General features: G+C 57.5%; 11 protein-coding genes and 3 pseudogenes. 5 read left to right on the top strand and 9 right to left on the bottom strand.

Features of this window, described 5'->3' with window-relative positions:
• Nucleotides 1-66: 66 nt before the first annotated feature.
• Nucleotides 67-570: a hypothetical protein gene (locus J2W17_RS23920; RefSeq protein ID WP_307340345.1), complete on the top strand. Its 504-nt coding sequence runs from the start codon at nt 67-69 to the stop codon at nt 568-570.
• A 319-nt stretch (nt 571-889) separates the two neighbouring features.
• Here the strand turns inward: J2W17_RS23920 and J2W17_RS23915 are convergent.
• Nucleotides 890-1,103: pseudogene (locus J2W17_RS23915) on the bottom strand (IS66 family transposase); the annotation flags it as partial.
• Here J2W17_RS23915 and J2W17_RS31170 point away from each other — a divergent pair.
• Nucleotides 1,099-1,287 (top strand): annotated as a pseudogene (locus J2W17_RS31170) (transposase domain-containing protein); the annotation flags it as partial. The pseudogenes J2W17_RS23915 and J2W17_RS31170 overlap by 5 nt on opposite strands.
• Here the strand turns inward: J2W17_RS31170 and J2W17_RS23910 are convergent.
• Entirely contained in the window at nt 1,238-1,588 is a 351-nt protein-coding gene (locus J2W17_RS23910) for a winged helix-turn-helix transcriptional regulator (protein ID WP_307340342.1), read from the bottom strand. The pseudogene J2W17_RS31170 and the gene J2W17_RS23910 sit on opposite strands and share 50 nt — an antisense overlap.
• Before the next feature lie 151 nt (nt 1,589-1,739).
• Here J2W17_RS23910 and gstA point away from each other — a divergent pair, with 151 nt between their 5' ends.
• Nucleotides 1,740-2,369, top strand: coding sequence for a glutathione transferase GstA (gstA, locus tag J2W17_RS23905; protein WP_307340339.1), 630 nt, complete (start codon nt 1,740-1,742; stop codon nt 2,367-2,369).
• Between the two features lie 300 nt (nt 2,370-2,669).
• Here the strand turns inward: gstA and J2W17_RS23900 are convergent, their stop codons facing one another.
• The 7 genes from J2W17_RS23900 to J2W17_RS23870 form a co-directional block, all read right to left on the bottom strand.
• On the bottom strand, nt 2,670-4,235 hold the full coding sequence (locus tag J2W17_RS23900) for a BCCT family transporter (protein WP_307340336.1): 1,566 nt from the start codon (nt 4,233-4,235) through the stop codon (nt 2,670-2,672).
• A gap of 495 nt (nt 4,236-4,730) precedes the next feature.
• Nucleotides 4,731-6,017, bottom strand: coding sequence for an SEL1-like repeat protein (locus J2W17_RS23895; RefSeq protein WP_373460023.1), 1,287 nt, complete (start codon nt 6,015-6,017; stop codon nt 4,731-4,733).
• The gene (locus J2W17_RS23890) at nt 6,017-7,924 is read right to left on the bottom strand and encodes a phosphatidylserine/phosphatidylglycerophosphate/cardiolipin synthase family protein (RefSeq protein ID WP_307340329.1); all 1,908 of its coding nucleotides are present in this window, start codon (nt 7,922-7,924) and stop codon (nt 6,017-6,019) included. Before J2W17_RS23890 ends, J2W17_RS23895 begins: the two co-directional genes overlap by 1 nt.
• Before the next feature lie 42 nt (nt 7,925-7,966).
• The gene (locus J2W17_RS23885) at nt 7,967-8,365 is read right to left on the bottom strand and encodes a DUF2388 domain-containing protein (protein WP_307340326.1); all 399 of its coding nucleotides are present in this window, start codon (nt 8,363-8,365) and stop codon (nt 7,967-7,969) included.
• Between the two features lie 164 nt (nt 8,366-8,529).
• Nucleotides 8,530-9,816 carry an SEL1-like repeat protein gene (locus J2W17_RS23880; RefSeq protein ID WP_307340323.1) on the bottom strand — a complete coding sequence of 429 codons (1,287 nt, stop codon included), beginning with the start codon at nt 9,814-9,816 and terminating at the stop codon, nt 8,530-8,532.
• A complete protein-coding gene (locus tag J2W17_RS23875) occupies nt 9,816-11,630 on the bottom strand; it encodes a phospholipase D-like domain-containing protein (protein WP_307340320.1) in 1,815 nt (604 codons plus the stop codon). The genes J2W17_RS23880 and J2W17_RS23875 overlap by 1 nt, the downstream gene beginning before the upstream one ends.
• Nucleotides 11,627-14,341, bottom strand: coding sequence for a type VI secretion system Vgr family protein (locus J2W17_RS23870; protein ID WP_307340317.1), 2,715 nt, complete (start codon nt 14,339-14,341; stop codon nt 11,627-11,629). Before J2W17_RS23870 ends, J2W17_RS23875 begins: the two co-directional genes overlap by 4 nt.
• 566 nt (nt 14,342-14,907) lie before the next feature.
• Between J2W17_RS23870 and J2W17_RS23865 the strand changes: the two are divergent.
• Nucleotides 14,908-15,117: pseudogene (locus J2W17_RS23865) on the top strand (hypothetical protein); the annotation flags it as partial.
• Between the two features lie 85 nt (nt 15,118-15,202).
• Nucleotides 15,203-15,604: a hypothetical protein gene (locus J2W17_RS23860; RefSeq protein WP_307340314.1), complete on the top strand. Its 402-nt coding sequence runs from the start codon at nt 15,203-15,205 to the stop codon at nt 15,602-15,604.
• Nucleotides 15,605-15,697: the final 93 nt, after the last annotated feature.

Below are 15,697 nucleotides of genomic sequence, written 5' to 3'. Positions count from 1 at the left end.
GGGTGCAAGAACCTAAACCCAAAGCCCATGTCTCATGAGGGTGGAATTCAATCGCCTGGAGGCATCATGTTTATAAAAAAGAAAAATCTGATGGTCGTTGCTGTTTGCGCCCTGATGCTTGCGGGGACAACCATGCTTCCGGGTGAATTATCGCTCGTCTCCTCTGCCGAGGCTGCAGGCGGTGGCAATGGCGGCGGTGGTGGTGGTAATGGCGGCGGTGGTGGCAATGGCGGCGGTAATGGCGGTGGCAACGGCGGTGGAAATGGGGGCGGTCACGGTGGCGGTACTGGCGGTGGCGCCGGTCATTCCGCTGGCTCGGTTGGCAATGGCAAGGGCCTAAGCAGCGATCACGCCGGGAAAGCGGTTCGGGATAGAGGCGACAGCGGCCAGCATTACGGCAGTACGCGCAATGATGCCAATGGCCATGGTTCGGTGACATCCGACGTGGCGCATGACAGAGATACTCGGGGGTTGTCCAAGGCGACTGCGATCTCTCGCACCACGCCAGGCGATAGCAATACCAAAGGCCTGCGTAATGCGGGCGACTCAAGCAGCAAGAACGACCGCTGATAATTGGCTCGACTCGCCGGTGCCAATGCCGGTCAGTTGAGCCATTTGAGTGATCGATACCCTGATTGGGTGGAGGCAACGGGCTCGCGCCCGTTAGCCCTCCCCTACTACGGACGTGCGGTTTGGCGCATCTGGTGGTTGAAAACCTTCGGTTCGGGGCCGCCAATCTCTACCTGACATCATGGGCCTTGAAGGGTTTCGGGTAAGCGCTTCGTTGGCACATTCAAACAATCCCCACGAACCCACTGACCGCATTTCTCCGCTGCCGACATTCAGGGCACCCCACGCAAACCTTGCAGCCTGTTCATCATCAACCCCGAGCCTCCACGTAACGTTCAGCCGGCTCCATTATTAGCCAGATAATTAACCGCCTTGCCCAGCACGCTTTGTGGCGTCACCTGCGACTGCGTTTTATCCAGCCAGCTTTTCAACTGCCCCAGGATCGGCAGGCTCATTTCCTGACGAATGATAAATCGCGGCTCATCGCTGACGTCCTTGAGTTCACGCTCGATGCCATACAGCTCATTGATCATCAGTTTGATTCCGATCGGCGCGACTCAATGGGCGTAAACCGTACGCTTATTTGAAAGATGTACTCACGCGCAGCCGACGCAGCGCGCAAGTGAGATCGGCCATCTACTGTCGCATCAGCGCAAACACCGCTCACTCACGCAAGCTGCGCTGGACAGACGCTGTCAACGGACTGGCGACCCTTGACCCATAGCCCAAACTGTTTCATTACCTCGACAACAGGCTCTAATCGGCGTCCGTCAGCGGTGAGTTCGTATTCGACCGTGACGGGCACGGTGGGAAATACTGTACGTTTTACGAGCCCTGCTTCCTCAAGAGCGCGTAAATCGAGGGTTAGCATTCGTTGCGAAATTGCGGGAATGTCTCGCCTCAGCGCATTGAAGCGCTTCGGCCCATCGAGCAGGTAGGATGCAAGAAGCAGGCGCCAGCGGCCACCGAGCAATCGCATCGCTTCTTCTACCGAGCAGCCGGATATGTTGTCTTTCACGGTCAAAATCTCTGATGAGTGTAGGTATATTTTTTGTACCTATACTACAAAATAGTGCCTTCTTCCTATTTTATACCTGACATCTAGAATGAGCTGAAGCGGTCTCTCCGTTGGAATTGACTGCGCTCACCCATGATCTGGAGTCTGTAAATTGAAGCTGTACTACATCCCCGCGTCTTGCTCCCTTTCGCCCCACATCGTCCTGAATGAACTTGGTCTCAAGGCCACGCTGATTAAAGTCGATCACAAGAAGCACCTCACCGAATCGGGTGACGATTACTTCAAGGTCAACAGCTTCGGCTATGTACCCGCACTCGAGCTGGACGACGGCACTCTCCTGCGGGAGGGCCCAGCCATCGTGCAGTATTTGGGCGACCTGAAGCCGGAGCTTGGACTTGTTCCCACTCATGGCACCCTTGGTCGATATCGACTTCAAGAATGGCTGAGCTTCCTGACGTCTGAGGTTCACAAGGGGTACATTCCGCTGTTGTATCCAACGCTCGCGGGTCAATACTTGGACACTGCCAAGCCCAAGCTGGAGAAGCGCTTCGCCTGGATTAACGAACAATTGGCTACCCGCCCATACCTCATGGGTGATTCCTTCACTGTGGCTGACGCTTATCTGTTCGCATTAACCGGTTGGGGCCAGGCCGCCTGGCTGACGAGCTATTACAAGACGGACATCCACTTCGATCATTTGCATAACCTTCGTGCCTGGTATGACCGGGTTAAAGTTCGTCCTGCGGTTCAGAAAGCGTTGCGCGAAGAAGGTCTTGTGTGAAGGGTGGTGCTTGCCAATTTTAAATGTCCTGGCATCTGAATGAGTTTGATCTGAATGACGCCTCTCGGTTGAGCCGAGGCGTGGCCTGAAGCTTTTCTTCGCCGTAGTTTGCCTATTAAACGTGGCACCTGAGCTGGTGGTGAATCAGGCGCTGGATCGGCTTGATCCTCCCTGCTAAAACGCGGGACATGCAGGAGCGAGAGTTTCAGATTTTTTGTGTGCGGGCCGGTAACGGCCTGCCGTTAGGCAGGCCTTCATCTCACCAGGTTGCCATGCAGTACCCGATCCCGGGCTGGACCTTCAATCCGCCGCGACACGCTCCACATCGATGGGGGCGGGACTCGACTCAGGCGCTTCGCCAACCTGCAGGTCATCCAGCAGTGCCTTCCACAGCGACACGCACATCCCTATCATCACCACCAGGAACGGCGCGGCGACGATGATGGCCGCGGTCTGCAGTCCTGCCAGGCCGCCCATCACCAGCAGCACCGAAGCCGCGGCTCCGGCCAGCGTACCCCACAGCACCACCAGCCAGCGCGGCGGCTCCAGATTGCCGCGGGCGCACAGCATGCCCATGACGATGGAGCCGGCATCGGCCCCTGAAATGAAGAACACGCCGACCAGCATCATGGCCGCAAACGAAGTCAGCGTCGCGGCGGGATACTGAGCCAGCAGGGCGAAGAGCGCCACCGCCGGTCCCTGGTCTTTCACTACAGCGGCGATGCCGCCGACGCCGGCCAACTCCGAGTACAGGGCTGCGCCTCCCATGATCGAGAACCACAACATCGTCACGCCGCTGGGGATGAAGATGACGCAGATGACGAACTCGCGAATGGTGCGGCCGCGGGAAATTCGTGCGATGAAGGTGCCCACGAACGGCGCCCAGGAGATCCACCAGGCCCAGTAGAAGATGGTCCAGCCGGCGAGCCACTTGCCATCACTGAAGGCGGCGGTGCGAAACGACATCGGCACCAGCTCGCGGAGGTATTCGCCTACCGACGCGACCAGTGTGTTCATGATGAACACGCTGGGGCCCACTGCCGCCAGGAACAGCAACAGCAGCACTGCAACCACCATGTTGACGTTGCTCAGGAACTGCACCCCCTTGCCCACGCCGGAGACCGCGGAGAGGATGAAGAGCACCGTCATCCCCGCGATGATCGTCAACGCAATGCCGTTCGATTCTCCGGTGTGCCACAGGTAGTTCAGGCCGCTGTTGATCTGCTGCGCGCCCAGGCCGAGTGAAGTGGCGGTGCCGAACAGAGTAGCCAGGACCGCCAGCACGTCGATCGACTTGCCCAGCGGCCCGCGCACGCCTTTTTCCCCAATCAGCGGCGTAAAGGCGCTGGATATCAGGTTTGGCAGGCCCTTGCGGAACGAGAAGTAGGCAATGACCAGACCGACAATGGCGTAGATCGCCCAAGGGTGAAACGCCCAGTGGAAGTAGGCGTACTCCATGGCCAGCTTGGCGGCTTCCCTGGAATTCGGCTGCGCCAGTCCGTGCGGTGGCGTCGCAAAGTGGGTGATCGGCTCGGCCACACCCCAGAACATCAGCCCGATGCCCATGCCGACACTGAACATCATCGCGATCCAGGATAAAGTGCTGAACTCGGGTCGCTCCCCGTCCTTGCCCAGCCTGATTCGGCCGAAGCGACTGAAGGCCAGGAACAGCGCGAAGCCCAGGAAGAACACGGTGGAGACGACAAAGCTCCAACCGAACTCGTCGATGATGGTGTTCAGCAGCGCCTGCAGCGTCGTCGCCATGGCCTTGGGCGAGAGCGCCCCCCAGGCGACGAACGAAGCTGAAATCAAGGCAGCCGCCCAGAAAACCACCTTGTCGATGGGTGATTCATGTATTTTTTGCATACTCCCTCCAGATGTGGGACCCGCCGCGCGGCGGGCGATGGCTGTTGCCCCTCGATGGTGGCTCGCCAGGTAATCTGCAGGTAGCTCGTGGACGATGCGCGGTAGCCCAAATGCGACAGAGGTATCAGCGGTACCGAGCGTTTGGAATGAAGAACAATCAGGCCTTGGTCACACTGGCGTGAAAGCTGGCCCGTATCGCTTTTGCCTTGAAAGCGCCGGGTTGGGCACACTTTCGAATGACCTGGGCCTTGAAGGATCTGGAATAGGAACGGCGTGTTGGCTGCATGACATACCCGCTTAAAAGGCTAGAACTGGTGCCCACTTAAATTGAGTGCACACCCTGTCCAAGCATTGCGGGGGTTGGGTAGATGACTTGACCGGACGCATGCGACTGGTCTGCACTTGAGGCATGCAGGCAAGTCAGCAAAAGGTTGAGCCGCATAGTTACGGAACCTCAATCCTTCGGAGAATCGCGACAGCTAAACCAGGAGTAATCTAGGCTTCACCGAACAGTCTCCAACTGACGTTTTCCACTTGAACCGTGATTCGGTCGGCGAACAAGAAACGGGTTTGGTACCTCGTGACCTCCTGGGTTGGCATCATCTCGCCCTGTTTGAAACGGCGGATAAGGGTTCCCTCGGAGCGTGCTCGACTCTGGTAGAACGGTTCGGCTTTCCAGTAGCCGGCCTGTGGGCAAGCTTGGCCGCTCTCGCAGGTTGGCCAGGGGTATGTGGCCTGGATGAAGGCGGGTGAGTCTGGCGTTGGCCGACCGGTAGCAGGGTCGAGGCTCTTGGCCTTGGCCAACTGATGGATCAGTGCCTCGGTGGGCTTTTGCGGCGGGACGTTGGAAAGGCGTGCTTCGAGCCATTGGAGTTTGCCGTCCCAGGCGGGTAGTTTGGCTGGGGGCAAAGGGACGATTTCGTTGATTTCGGGGACCGTAGGATTGGCGTAGGAATAGTTTGCGAGCACCCTCCAGATTTTCTCGTAACGCGCGGCGCGCTCGAGGTCTTCCTGTTGGCCGAGGTAATACGACTGATTGGAAGGTGCAGGGTTAAGAAACCCTTTCGACAGGCGCGAGGCCGAGGTGCTTTCGCCTGCAGCAACGCCCATCTGTAATACTTCGATGGCTTCGTTGTATTTCTCTTCATCTCTCAAATAAATCGACAACATTGCCGCAGCTCTGCCATGCCCCTGTTCTGCAGCGCATTTGCGCATCTGCCGAGCAACGGCAGGAGCAATCTTTTTGGGCGCCAACTTGTCAGCCACATAGTATTGCGCCTCGGCGCTGCCTTGATCCGCAGCCTTGCGGTAGTAACGCAGTGCCATTTCCGTATCTTGCTTCAGTCCGGCTGATCCGTTCTTCAGAAAGGTTCCCGCGAAGAAATAACCCGTGGCAACACCTGCCTCAATCAGTTGCTCACTCATGCGCAATTGCTCCTCGCCACGGACATTGAAGTGCCCACGCATGGCCCCGTTCTGCAGGTTGATGTTGGCCTTGTAGTTTCCGTTTTCGCTGGCAATACGGTACAGCCGCTCGATCTCGGCATCGACGGTTTTGTCTTGTTTGAGCTGATTGTTTTTTTGTAGCCAGCGAGCATATTGAAACAGCGTATTGGCATCGGTTGGCGACTCTGGAATCGTCTCGTGCATGCAGCTGAATGCCAAGTTGGCTTTAATCTCAGTGAGCGGATTCAAGGATTTGTCCTTCATAGTGTTATCAACATCGCCGTCAAGATCGCAAGCGGCTAGAAGTAGGCATGAGAGCAAAAGGACGCGACGCATCAGTCCATGTCCTTCAGGTCCGTTTTGTCGTAATAAAACTCGACAAGGGATGCACTGGGTGCGTCTTCGTCTTCTTGGAGTTTTTTGTTGTCATTGATGATTACCTGCCAGGCATCAAACGCCTCAGCCGGATCATCCTGCGTCCCCCTCTTGTCCGTATGCAGATCCCACAACCGCCTGCGCAATGCCCGCGTCACACTCGCCCACTCATGAGCAATATTCAGTTCGCTGTCGACCTGCATGCTGCGAGTGTTGATATTGGCCGAGCCATGGGTGGTGAACACGTCATTCACGATCATCAACTTGGAGTGGATGTATACCGGCATCCATTTTTTACCTGCGGGCGAGTCGGGGGCGACAAGCGAGCACACATGGACCTTAAGCCCGGGGATTTCCAAGTCCGCACCAACGGCATCCTTCTCGATCGCCTTGATCTGCTCCTCAAGCGCGTCCTGCCGCCACTCATTGGCCCTGGCGGTGTCCCGTTGAGCTTCCCTGGCTTTGTCGTTGATATCGGTCGCCCCTAACGCATCGGTGAGACTGGTCAGCGCGAGCAGGGCCTGTTTTTCGACGAGCTCACCCAGGGTGGGCGCCAGTGCCGCTGATTGGGCTTTTGCTTTCTCAATACGTTGCAGCTTCGTCAGGTTTGGAATGGTGTCGCCGCGTCCGAGGCTTTCGAGCATGCGTTGCGTGTTCAAGGCGCCTGGACCAATGCCGGACTCGTCAGCATTGGTGATCACGAACAGATGCAAATGGCCGTGTTCGCCGGGGTCCTTTCCGGCCTCGGTATGGCGGGCGGCGACGGATTTGATCAGTTCGGCCAAGGGTGGCCAGCGAAAATACTGATTCTCGATGTAGATAAACTGGGTCGCGTTGTTAACGGCTTGCAGGTAGAGCCGCTCGATATCGCGTTTGCCTTCCTGGGGCTGGGTCCGCACGAGCTGCGCCAACTGGCGGATTTCGCCGGCGGTGCATTGAAGTTTGGGTCCCACCTGCATGGCCTGACGGGAGGCGAGCAAGTCCTCGCCGGTCTCTTTGCGCCAGGCGGTGGCGAAGTTGTGATGCAGGTGTTCCAGAATCGGCCCGCTGACCTGGCTGGAAATGTCCTGTCGGGGTGTATCGCCACGCGGGCCGGCGTTGGGTTCAGGTTTGTCGCCCTTGTCACGTTTAAGCGCCGTGTGCCCGTTGGTGTCCCAGTATTCGTCGAGCATGTTATGGCCCATGACGAAACCGATGGCGCGATCTGTCAGTTCGTAGTCCACCAGGACAGTCTTTTGATGGTGGGTCGCCGTCGCTGTCAGCGTGGCAAGCGTAAGTGGGCTGAGCTGCGGGTCGAGACTTTTGTATGTCGCTTGATGGGCCACTTCAGCCCTTTCAAACAGGTTGAAGCCGCGACTGACGAATACGGGCACGTTGCGAGCTACTCGGATGGCAGGGGCCAGGTGGTCGGCGAACGCGCATCGGGCGAACCATTCTCGATCCTTGGCGTACTGGTCATCCGTGGAGGGTTGCATTGCCCGGTCTTTGATGCGGAATGGACCTTTACCGGGCAGATTGGCCTCGTCGCCCACACCGGCGGTATTGAATGGCATTTCCCAGCCCAATATACGAACCTCGACACCTGCCTTGGCTTTGTCCATGAGCAGCGCGCCGATGTTCGGCGCCTTGGGATCGTCGCGGATAAAGTACATCGACGGCTGAAATCCCCAGCAGATGATGTCGATGGATTTCGTGGCCGCCGCGATGGCCAGGTGCACGGCCTTGAAGGTTTCTTCGCCATTGATCAAGGGACGATAGGTGGCCTTCACTGGATGGTATTCGGTGTTCTGCACAAACCAGGGCGAGATGCAGGTCACTTCGTTGGTGTGTTGCAGTGCGACGGGTGAGACGATGTCGGGGTAATTCATTGGGATTTCCCTTCCTTATAATTGACTCCATGCGCTTTTCACTTATTTGATAGATAAAGTTTGCGATAGAATCCAGGTTGCCAGTTCCAAATCACCTTGCTCGCTACCACGAATGTTCAGCATCACAATCGCCGCCTCCAGAAACGCGCCTCTATGTGCACCCTCACTGGCGACAAAGGCAGCAGCGTCATCCCGCGCTTGGATTAAAATTTTATAATCTCGATGTGCGGACAAGCCCGACGAAAAATCGGAAGTCCACTCAGGTGCAAATAAAGGAGAGGAAGTGAAAAGGGCTGTACCCATGGTGGAAATGAATTCATCGTTAAAACTACCCGGACTGCCCAATACAATTGAATTCCCGGACCCCAACACTAGCAACAATGAGATCGTAAGTTTTTTACCAGCGCCAACAACCCTCCATATAAAGTCATTAAATTTCAACTCACGACTACAATACCCTCGCAGCCTAGGCAGCAATGAAAATTTTCGAAATGCGTTCAATATTTAACACCTAATCAGTTTGAAATGAATATTGAGTTTTATAAGCATGATTAATGCAACGCTTGGACAGGCTCTGCGGATTATCCGAAGATGAGCTCGTATCGTCATCCGAGCAGCCGCCATGTCACCCCTAAGTGAGTTTCCATGGGTTTATCCGACAGCGGCCAGAGCTGCTTGCGATAAAACCCGAGCCGCGCCTCGGGCATGATCTCGCCTTGTTTGAAGTAGCGAGGGACGTTGCGATCCAGCAGTACGTAACGCCCCTCGCCGGACCATAAAATTTTCCAGTAGCCGCTCTCCGGGCAGGGGGAGTTGCTGGGACAGGTTGGTTCCAGGAACTGAGTTTCGCTGAACGAAGGTGAACCCGGCATGGGCTTGCCGGTGGCGGGATCGAGCACCATGGCCTTGGCCAGTTGGTTGATCAGGGCTGCGCTGGGTTTTTCTGGTGGGACGTTGGCCAGGCGGGCTTCGAGCCATTGGAGTTTGCCGTCCCAGGCGGGTAGTTTGGCTGGTGGTAAGGGGAGGATTTCGTTGATTTCGGGGACAGTGGGATTGGCGTATGAATATCTTGCGAGAACTCTCCAGATTTTTTCGTAGCGTTCTGCGCGTTCGAGGTCCTCCTGTTGCCCGAGGTAATACAACTGATCGTCGGATTCGGGACCACGGAAGCCCTGCCTCAAAAAGGAAGCTGAAGACTCATCTCCAGCTGCTACTCCTAGCTGGAATGCTTCGAGCGCTTCTTGATAATACCCGTCTGTCGACAAATCGATACCTAGTGCACCGGCAGCCTCTTCATTGCCCTGTTCGGCAGCACAGCGCCGCATCTGTCTGGCGACTGCCGGGGCAATACGAATAGGGGCAAGTTTATTGCCTACGTAGGCTTGGGCCTGAGCGCTACCCTCATCGGCAGCCTTGCGGAAGTACCGCAGCGCCATTTCCGGATCCTGCTGCAATCCGGCTGATCCTTGTTGCAGGAAGATCCCGACGAAGTAGTATCCCGTCGCCACACCTTTGCCAATCAATCGCTCACTCAAGCGTAAATGCTCTGAGCCACGGAGCGTAAAATACCCGCGCATGGCGCCATTCTGCAGATTGATATTGGCTTTGTGATGACCGTTTTCGGCTGCAATGCGGTACAGCCGTTCGATCTCGACATCGACGCTCTTGTCCTGCTTGAGTTGATTATTTTTCTGCAGCCAACGTGCGTACTGGAACAATACCTCGGCCTCGGCTGAGGGCTCGGGGATCTGCTCGTGCACACAGGTGAAAGCCAACTTGGTTTTGATCTCGGAGAGTGGATTCACGTACGGCTCCTTGTTCGCGTAGGTAAAGGTACTGCGGTTGTCACAAGCGGCCAGTAACAGGCACGAGAGCAAAAGGACGCCCCGCATCAGTCTTGGTCCTTCAAAGTCGTTTTGTCGTAAAAAAACTCGACAAGGGAGGCAGAGGGAGTGATCTCTTTTGATTGAAAATCTTTGTTCTGTTTGATGATGTTCTGCCAGGCGTTGAACGCCACCTCTGCATCATCCTGAGCTCCCTTATTATTTGTATGCATCCCCCACAACCGCCGCCGCAACGCCTGCGTCACACTCGCCCACTCGTGTGCAATATTCAGCTCGCTGTCGACCTGCATGCTGCGGGTGTTGATGTTGGCCGAGCCATGCGTGGTGAACACGTCATTGACGATCATTAACTTCGAATGGATGTACACCGGCATCCATTTCTCTCCTGGCGGCGAATCGGGGGCGACCAGTGAACATATGTGGACTTTCAGGTTCGGAATATTCAGATCCGCCATGATGGTGCTTTCGTTAACCTCCCGGATTTGCCGATCAAGCTCGTCCTGCCACTGCGCAAGTTCCCTCTGCCCGGCGCGATCCCGCACCTCGGGACGAGGCCGCGGTGGTGCCTCTTGTTTCAACTGTTCAATACGCCGCAGCTTCGTCACCCCCGCAATGGTGTCGGCGCGCCCGAGGCTTTCGAGCATGCGCTGGGTGTTGACGGTGCCCGGGCCCACACCGTCGGCGGTCGCATTGGTGATCACGAACAGGTGCAACGAACCATGGATACCCGGATCGCGCCCGGCCTGGGTCTGGCCGGCGGCGACCGCCTTGATGAACTCGGCCAGATGCGGCCAGCGAAAGTACTGATTCTCGATGTAGATGAACTGGGTTGCGTTGTTGACGGCTTGCAGGTACAGCCGCTCGATATCGCGTTTACCTTCCTGAGGCTGGGTCCGCACGAGCTGCGCCAGCTGGAGGATTTCACCCGCCGTGCATTGGAGTTTCGGTCCTACCTGCATGGCCTGGCGGGAGGCGATCAAGTCCTCGCCGGTTTCTTTGCGCCAGGCGGTGGCGAAGTTGTGGTGCAGGTGTTCCAGAATCGGCCCGCTGACCTGGCTTGAGATGTCCTGGCGGGGTGTATCGCCGCGCGGGCCACAGTCGGGTCTGGGCTTGCGGTCCTTGGCCCGATTCAATGCCGTATGGGAATCGGTGTCCCAGTACTCGTCGAGCATGTTATGGCCCATGACAAAACCGACGGCGCGATCCGCCAGTTCGTAATCGACGAGTACGCTTTTCTGGTGATGGGTTGCGGCCCACCTCAGGGCGAGACGCGTGCCTAAACTGATCTGCGGATCGAGGCTGTGGTATTTCACCTGATAGGCTATTTCCGCCCGTTCCTCCAGATCGAAACCGCGACTGACAAACACCGGCAGCGCACGTGCGCCCTGCTCGATCGCTTGATCATCTGCCACGGCGCAATCGGCAAACCATTGGCGGTCATAGGCATATTGGTCATCCGTGGAGGGCTGCAGCGCCCGGTTGCGGATTCGGAGCGGGCCTTTACCGGGCAAGTTGGCTTCACCCGCCACCCCAGCGGAGTTGAATAGCATCTCCCACCCCAGCATGCGTACGCGCACGCCTTGTTTGGCCTTGGCTTTGAGCAGATCGCCGATACTCGGCGCCTTGCCATCGCGGATGAAATACATCGATGGCTGAAACCCCCAGCAGATGATGTCGATGGATTTCGTGGCCTGGGCGATGGCCAGGTGCACGGCCTCGAAGGTTTCTTCGCCATTGATCAAGGGACGATAGGTGGCCTTCACTGGATGGTATTCAGTGTTCTGCACAAACCAGGGCGAGATGCAGGTCACCTCGTTGGTGTGCTGCAGCGCCGCTGGCGATACGATGTCGGGGTGATTCATTGGGGTTTCCCTTCCTGGTCAGTGATGCCTTCCAGCACCGCCGCGTACAGCGCGCGGTGGTCCGTATGCGAGGTGGGCTGGCTCACCTCGGGGTCGGTTTGCGAGGGGTGGTTTTGCAGGCCTTTGTTGGCCATATGCGCTTGCTCGGCATTGCGGTAGTCGGTGGGGACCGGGATCTGGAACCGCAGGCCGTTGGCCAGATCCAGGCGGTAACCGCGGGTCACGACTTGATGGTCGATCGACAGCTGACCGGTCTTGTCCAGCACGCCTCGCCGGAGCACGGCGCCGTCGGCGTACAGCGTGTAGGGCATCCCCGCCCAGCCTTGGTCGGGAGCGTTGGGGGCTTGCGGGACGCTCAGGCGCAAAATCTGTTTGGCCAGACTTTGTGGATACTCGGGATGCGTCGCCTTCATGCTGGCGGGGCCGCTGTAGGCGAAATGCGCCGACTTCACTTTGTAATCACCTGCCGTTCCCGATTCGATGCTGGAGGGGTCGAGGGTGATGTAGCTGCCACCGGCGTTGAGGGTGATTTTCTTCTTGGCGGTGATGTGGATGTCGTCTTCGGTGCTGGTGATTGCCAGGCCGTGACGAGCGATTAGTTCGAGCGTGTCGTTTTGCGCTTGCACGCTGACTGGCCCGTGGTTGGCGATCAGCTTGATGCCCAGCTTGCGCACGAACAGGCTCAGCCCCTGCCCCACGCCGATGAACAGGCGCTTGACCACGCTGAGGTCGGCTTCGCCCCCGGCGTTGAGCATCAGGTTGTTTTGCGCGGCCAGTTGCAGGTGCTTGCCGCTGGTGAGGGCGATGCCCTGGGGTGCGCTGAGGAGTACGACGGCGGCTTTGAGCTCTTCGAGTTGTTGGCGCACGAATGCCATTTGTGCCTGCACATCCGCGGGATCTGCGTTGGCGGCCTGGGCATCGACAGAGAGGTGTTGCAACTGCTCGCCCGCCTGTTGCAGATGACCGATGGCGGCGCTCATGTCCAGGACCGGCCCCTGCGCTTTCGGCTGCTCATCAGTACTGATCAACAACCCCTTCCCCGCCCGAATCGCCCCCCAGCCATCGGTGCGCAACTCAAAGCCTTCCCCGCGCTTCTGCTGTTCGGCATCGACCAAATGCCCCAGATTCAGCTGGCTCTTGCCACTGTGCTCGGTACTCAGCTTGACGTGCTCTTTGCCCCGGGTGTCCTCCATCCGCAGCTTGTTGTTGGCCGGCGTACGCAGCACGTTGCGCTTGTAATTGCGTGCACGCAGGGTCACGTGGTCCGGGTGTTGGCTGTCGTGCAAGGCATGGGCGATGTACGGCCGATCCGGATCGCCCTGTTCGAAGGCCACTGCCACTTCGGTGCCGGCGATCAGCGGCAGGTGCAGGCCGTGGGTGTCGCCGGCATACGGCCGGGCCAGGCGCAGCCACATGCTTTCCTGGCCCGGTTGCCAGGTGTCGCGGTCGAACAGGAAGTGCACGCGGTAGCGCCCTTCGACGTCGATTTCGGCGTAGGGGTCGTGTTTTTGCGGGTTGCTGACCCGGGCCGGGACGGTGCCGGCGATCTGCGGCTTGGGCTGCAATGGCGGGCGAAAGCACACGCTTTCCGAGTAGGGAATGGCCTGGAACCGGGCTTCGAAGCTGGCATCGCGGGCGGCGCGGGTGCTGAGGTGGGTGATCACCGTGCCGGGGGCGAAGGCCTGGGGCGCGCCGCCGGAGATCATCAGCTTCTGACCGGGGGCCAGGGTGGCGCTGCTGCTGGTGCCGCTGAGGCGGGTCTGGTCGTTGAGGTAGCGTTCGTGTTGCAGGCGGGCGTAGAAGTAGCCGGTTTCCGGCGGCAGGTCTTCGTAGAACTGGTAGCGGTCGCCGAGGGCGGTGTAGGGTTCGGCGTAGTGGTAGGCCTCGCCGTAGGTGGTGGTCGCGCCGCGGGTGTGGTCGATCTCGCCGTCCAGGTGGGCGTAGGCGTCGCGGTGCTGGTAGGTGCGGATGTTGACCTGGCGTTCCACCACCTGGTGTTGGGTTTGCAAGGCCCAGACGCCGTCCTGCTCGCTGCTGCTCAGGCCGGCGGGTGAGTGGTACGGCAGCTCGAGGCCGGACTGGTAATGCAGCTGGTCGTCATGGAATTCGACGACATCGATGAGCAGGCGTTCATCGCTGGTGAAGCGGTACCAGATGCCGACCTCGGCCAGCAGCCGGGCGATAAAGGCCAGGTCGCTTTCGCCGTACTGCATGACTTGCAGGCGTTTCGGGTACTTGCGGGTGAGCTTGAAGAAAAAATCCTCGCCCCTGAAATCGTGGCGGCTGCGCAGGATGTGTTCGACGATTTGCGGCACCGACTGGTGTTGGTAAAGGCGAAACTGCTGGCCGCGGGCGAGCAGTGCCAGGCGCGGTTGCAGGGTGATTTCGTAGCGCGCTTCGTCGACAGAGCCGGACAGGCGTTTGAAGCCGGTGACCACGCCGTGCAGGGTGCGCAGCGGTTTGATCGGCAGGTCCCGGGTCAGGAACGTGAACGGGCGCGGTGGGGCGTGCAGGCTGAAGCGGGCCTCGCGGTTGAGCAGTTGGTCGGCGGCGAGGTCCTGTTCGGTGCAGGTGAATTCGATGACGTAGTGGAACGGCTGGCTGAGTTGTTCTTCGCCGTGGAAGGCCAGGACGTCGAGGGTGGCGTCGAAGTTGTGGACGCTGAGCTTGTGGCGGCTGTGGTCGAAGAAGGTGCGTATGGGGTTGGGCATGGTCAGGCCTTCCTGGTCTGAATGTTGACGAGAGGAAGGGCTTTGCTTCCACCCTGGTCCTGGGGTTTGGAAGCTTTGGTGAAGTTGACTTAGTTGGAAATAAGACGGTTCTGATGAGTGCGTAGGAAGTGTCGGTTTTCAACGGGAGCGAATTTTCCTACTCGCTGCACCGACCTTTCCTTACTTCTTTTCTCACTGATTCTACGTACGGTGTCCCGCGCCTTGTTTTGCGTGTGAAAGTGAGTTCGAAATCGTCGCCGTTGAGCCTGACGAATGTTGTGACCGCTTCGTGATCAGTCGGGTTCAAGCCTCGCTTTTGCGGGCTTGCGTCGATTTTTGGGAGCGGGATTTGTTCGAGGAGTGGATCTGACGGCCAATGGAATTTCGTGACGTAATCGTCGGAGATTTCCTTCAAGTTTTAGCGGTTTGCATGAACTGGTGCGACCTGTGCTGCATGGGTAGTCTTTCGCTGCCACTGCCAATGCTGTGGCAGGGCGTAGGAACCCTTGAAGATTCACCGCTCATCAACGCTGTAGCTTGAACTAACTCTCCAAGACCCCTAAAAAATGACATCAAGCACTTCCGACTTACCCTACATAAAACCAACCCCTCACCCCGAAAATCGCTTCAAGGCGCTCACCAATAACTGCAGCGACATGCCTACCCTCTTCGTCGATACCCAGGCGCCACTGGATGTGCTGGTCGACGCGGCCAACTATCGAATTCAGGCCGTGACCCAGGTGCTGGAAAACCTCTCCATGCGTGGTTCGATTGAGAGCGGTACTGGCGACCAACCAAATTAATCCACAAACGAGTATAGCGTTGATTGTGTATAGCTAGCACAATCAACGCCTCAAAAAAATGAAGAAACTAAAGATCGCCATCACCTGGATATATCCGGCACTAATTCTGATCACTGCCGCCATAGGAATTCTGGTCATCAAAGAAAACTATGACTCTGGAATCTATGGTATCGCTCAAGATTCAATCGCACTGCCCATTGGCGAAATTCTTGCGACATGTCTTATTTTATTAATTTTACACGTCACACAACCAGACATTTATAAAACAAATATTAACAGCCGCCCCATTGCATCAATCCTAAAGGGCTGGTCAATTATCTCTGCTGCACTTTCTACTATCATTCTTTTAGGCAACGCTTTCTATTGGTATACCCCAAACCATATTACGATTGGAATCGCATATACTATCACTGCACTTGGACTTGCTTATTGCCGAATCTACCCACCCCAGCGAACCTAGTTCTTTGCTGCCCGGGCACCAGCGCTTTGCTCGTAGTCGTGATCGCATTTCGCTCCACCTTGAATGGGGTCGATCCTGGTCGGGTTCGTCGTC

It is taken from the genome of Pseudomonas lini (assembly GCF_030812475.1).
GTDB classification, from domain to species: domain Bacteria; phylum Pseudomonadota; class Gammaproteobacteria; order Pseudomonadales; family Pseudomonadaceae; genus Aquipseudomonas; species Aquipseudomonas lini_A.
Note: the sequence above shows the minus strand (reverse complement) of the source record. Positions and strands in the feature narration are given on the sequence as shown.

What these genes read in the sequence shown, in the direction of transcription:
- J2W17_RS23895 (WP_373460023.1), bottom strand. Translation starts at nt 6,017, where the DNA reads ATGCGTCGCGTCCTTTTGCTCTCATGCCTACTTCTAGCCGCTTGCGAT.
- J2W17_RS23870 (WP_307340317.1), bottom strand. Translation starts at nt 14,341, where the DNA reads ATGCCCAACCCCATACGCACCTTCTTCGACCACAGCCGCCACAAGCTC.
- J2W17_RS23875 (WP_307340320.1), bottom strand. Translation starts at nt 11,630, where the DNA reads ATGAATCACCCCGACATCGTATCGCCAGCGGCGCTGCAGCACACCAAC.
- J2W17_RS23920 (WP_307340345.1), top strand. Translation starts at nt 67, where the DNA reads ATGTTTATAAAAAAGAAAAATCTGATGGTCGTTGCTGTTTGCGCCCTG.
- J2W17_RS23900 (WP_307340336.1), bottom strand. Translation starts at nt 4,235, where the DNA reads ATGCAAAAAATACATGAATCACCCATCGACAAGGTGGTTTTCTGGGCG.
- J2W17_RS23880 (WP_307340323.1), bottom strand. Translation starts at nt 9,816, where the DNA reads ATGCGGGGCGTCCTTTTGCTCTCGTGCCTGTTACTGGCCGCTTGTGAC.
- J2W17_RS23860 (WP_307340314.1), top strand. Translation starts at nt 15,203, where the DNA reads ATGAAGAAACTAAAGATCGCCATCACCTGGATATATCCGGCACTAATT.
- J2W17_RS23890 (WP_307340329.1), bottom strand. Translation starts at nt 7,924, where the DNA reads ATGAATTACCCCGACATCGTCTCACCCGTCGCACTGCAACACACCAAC.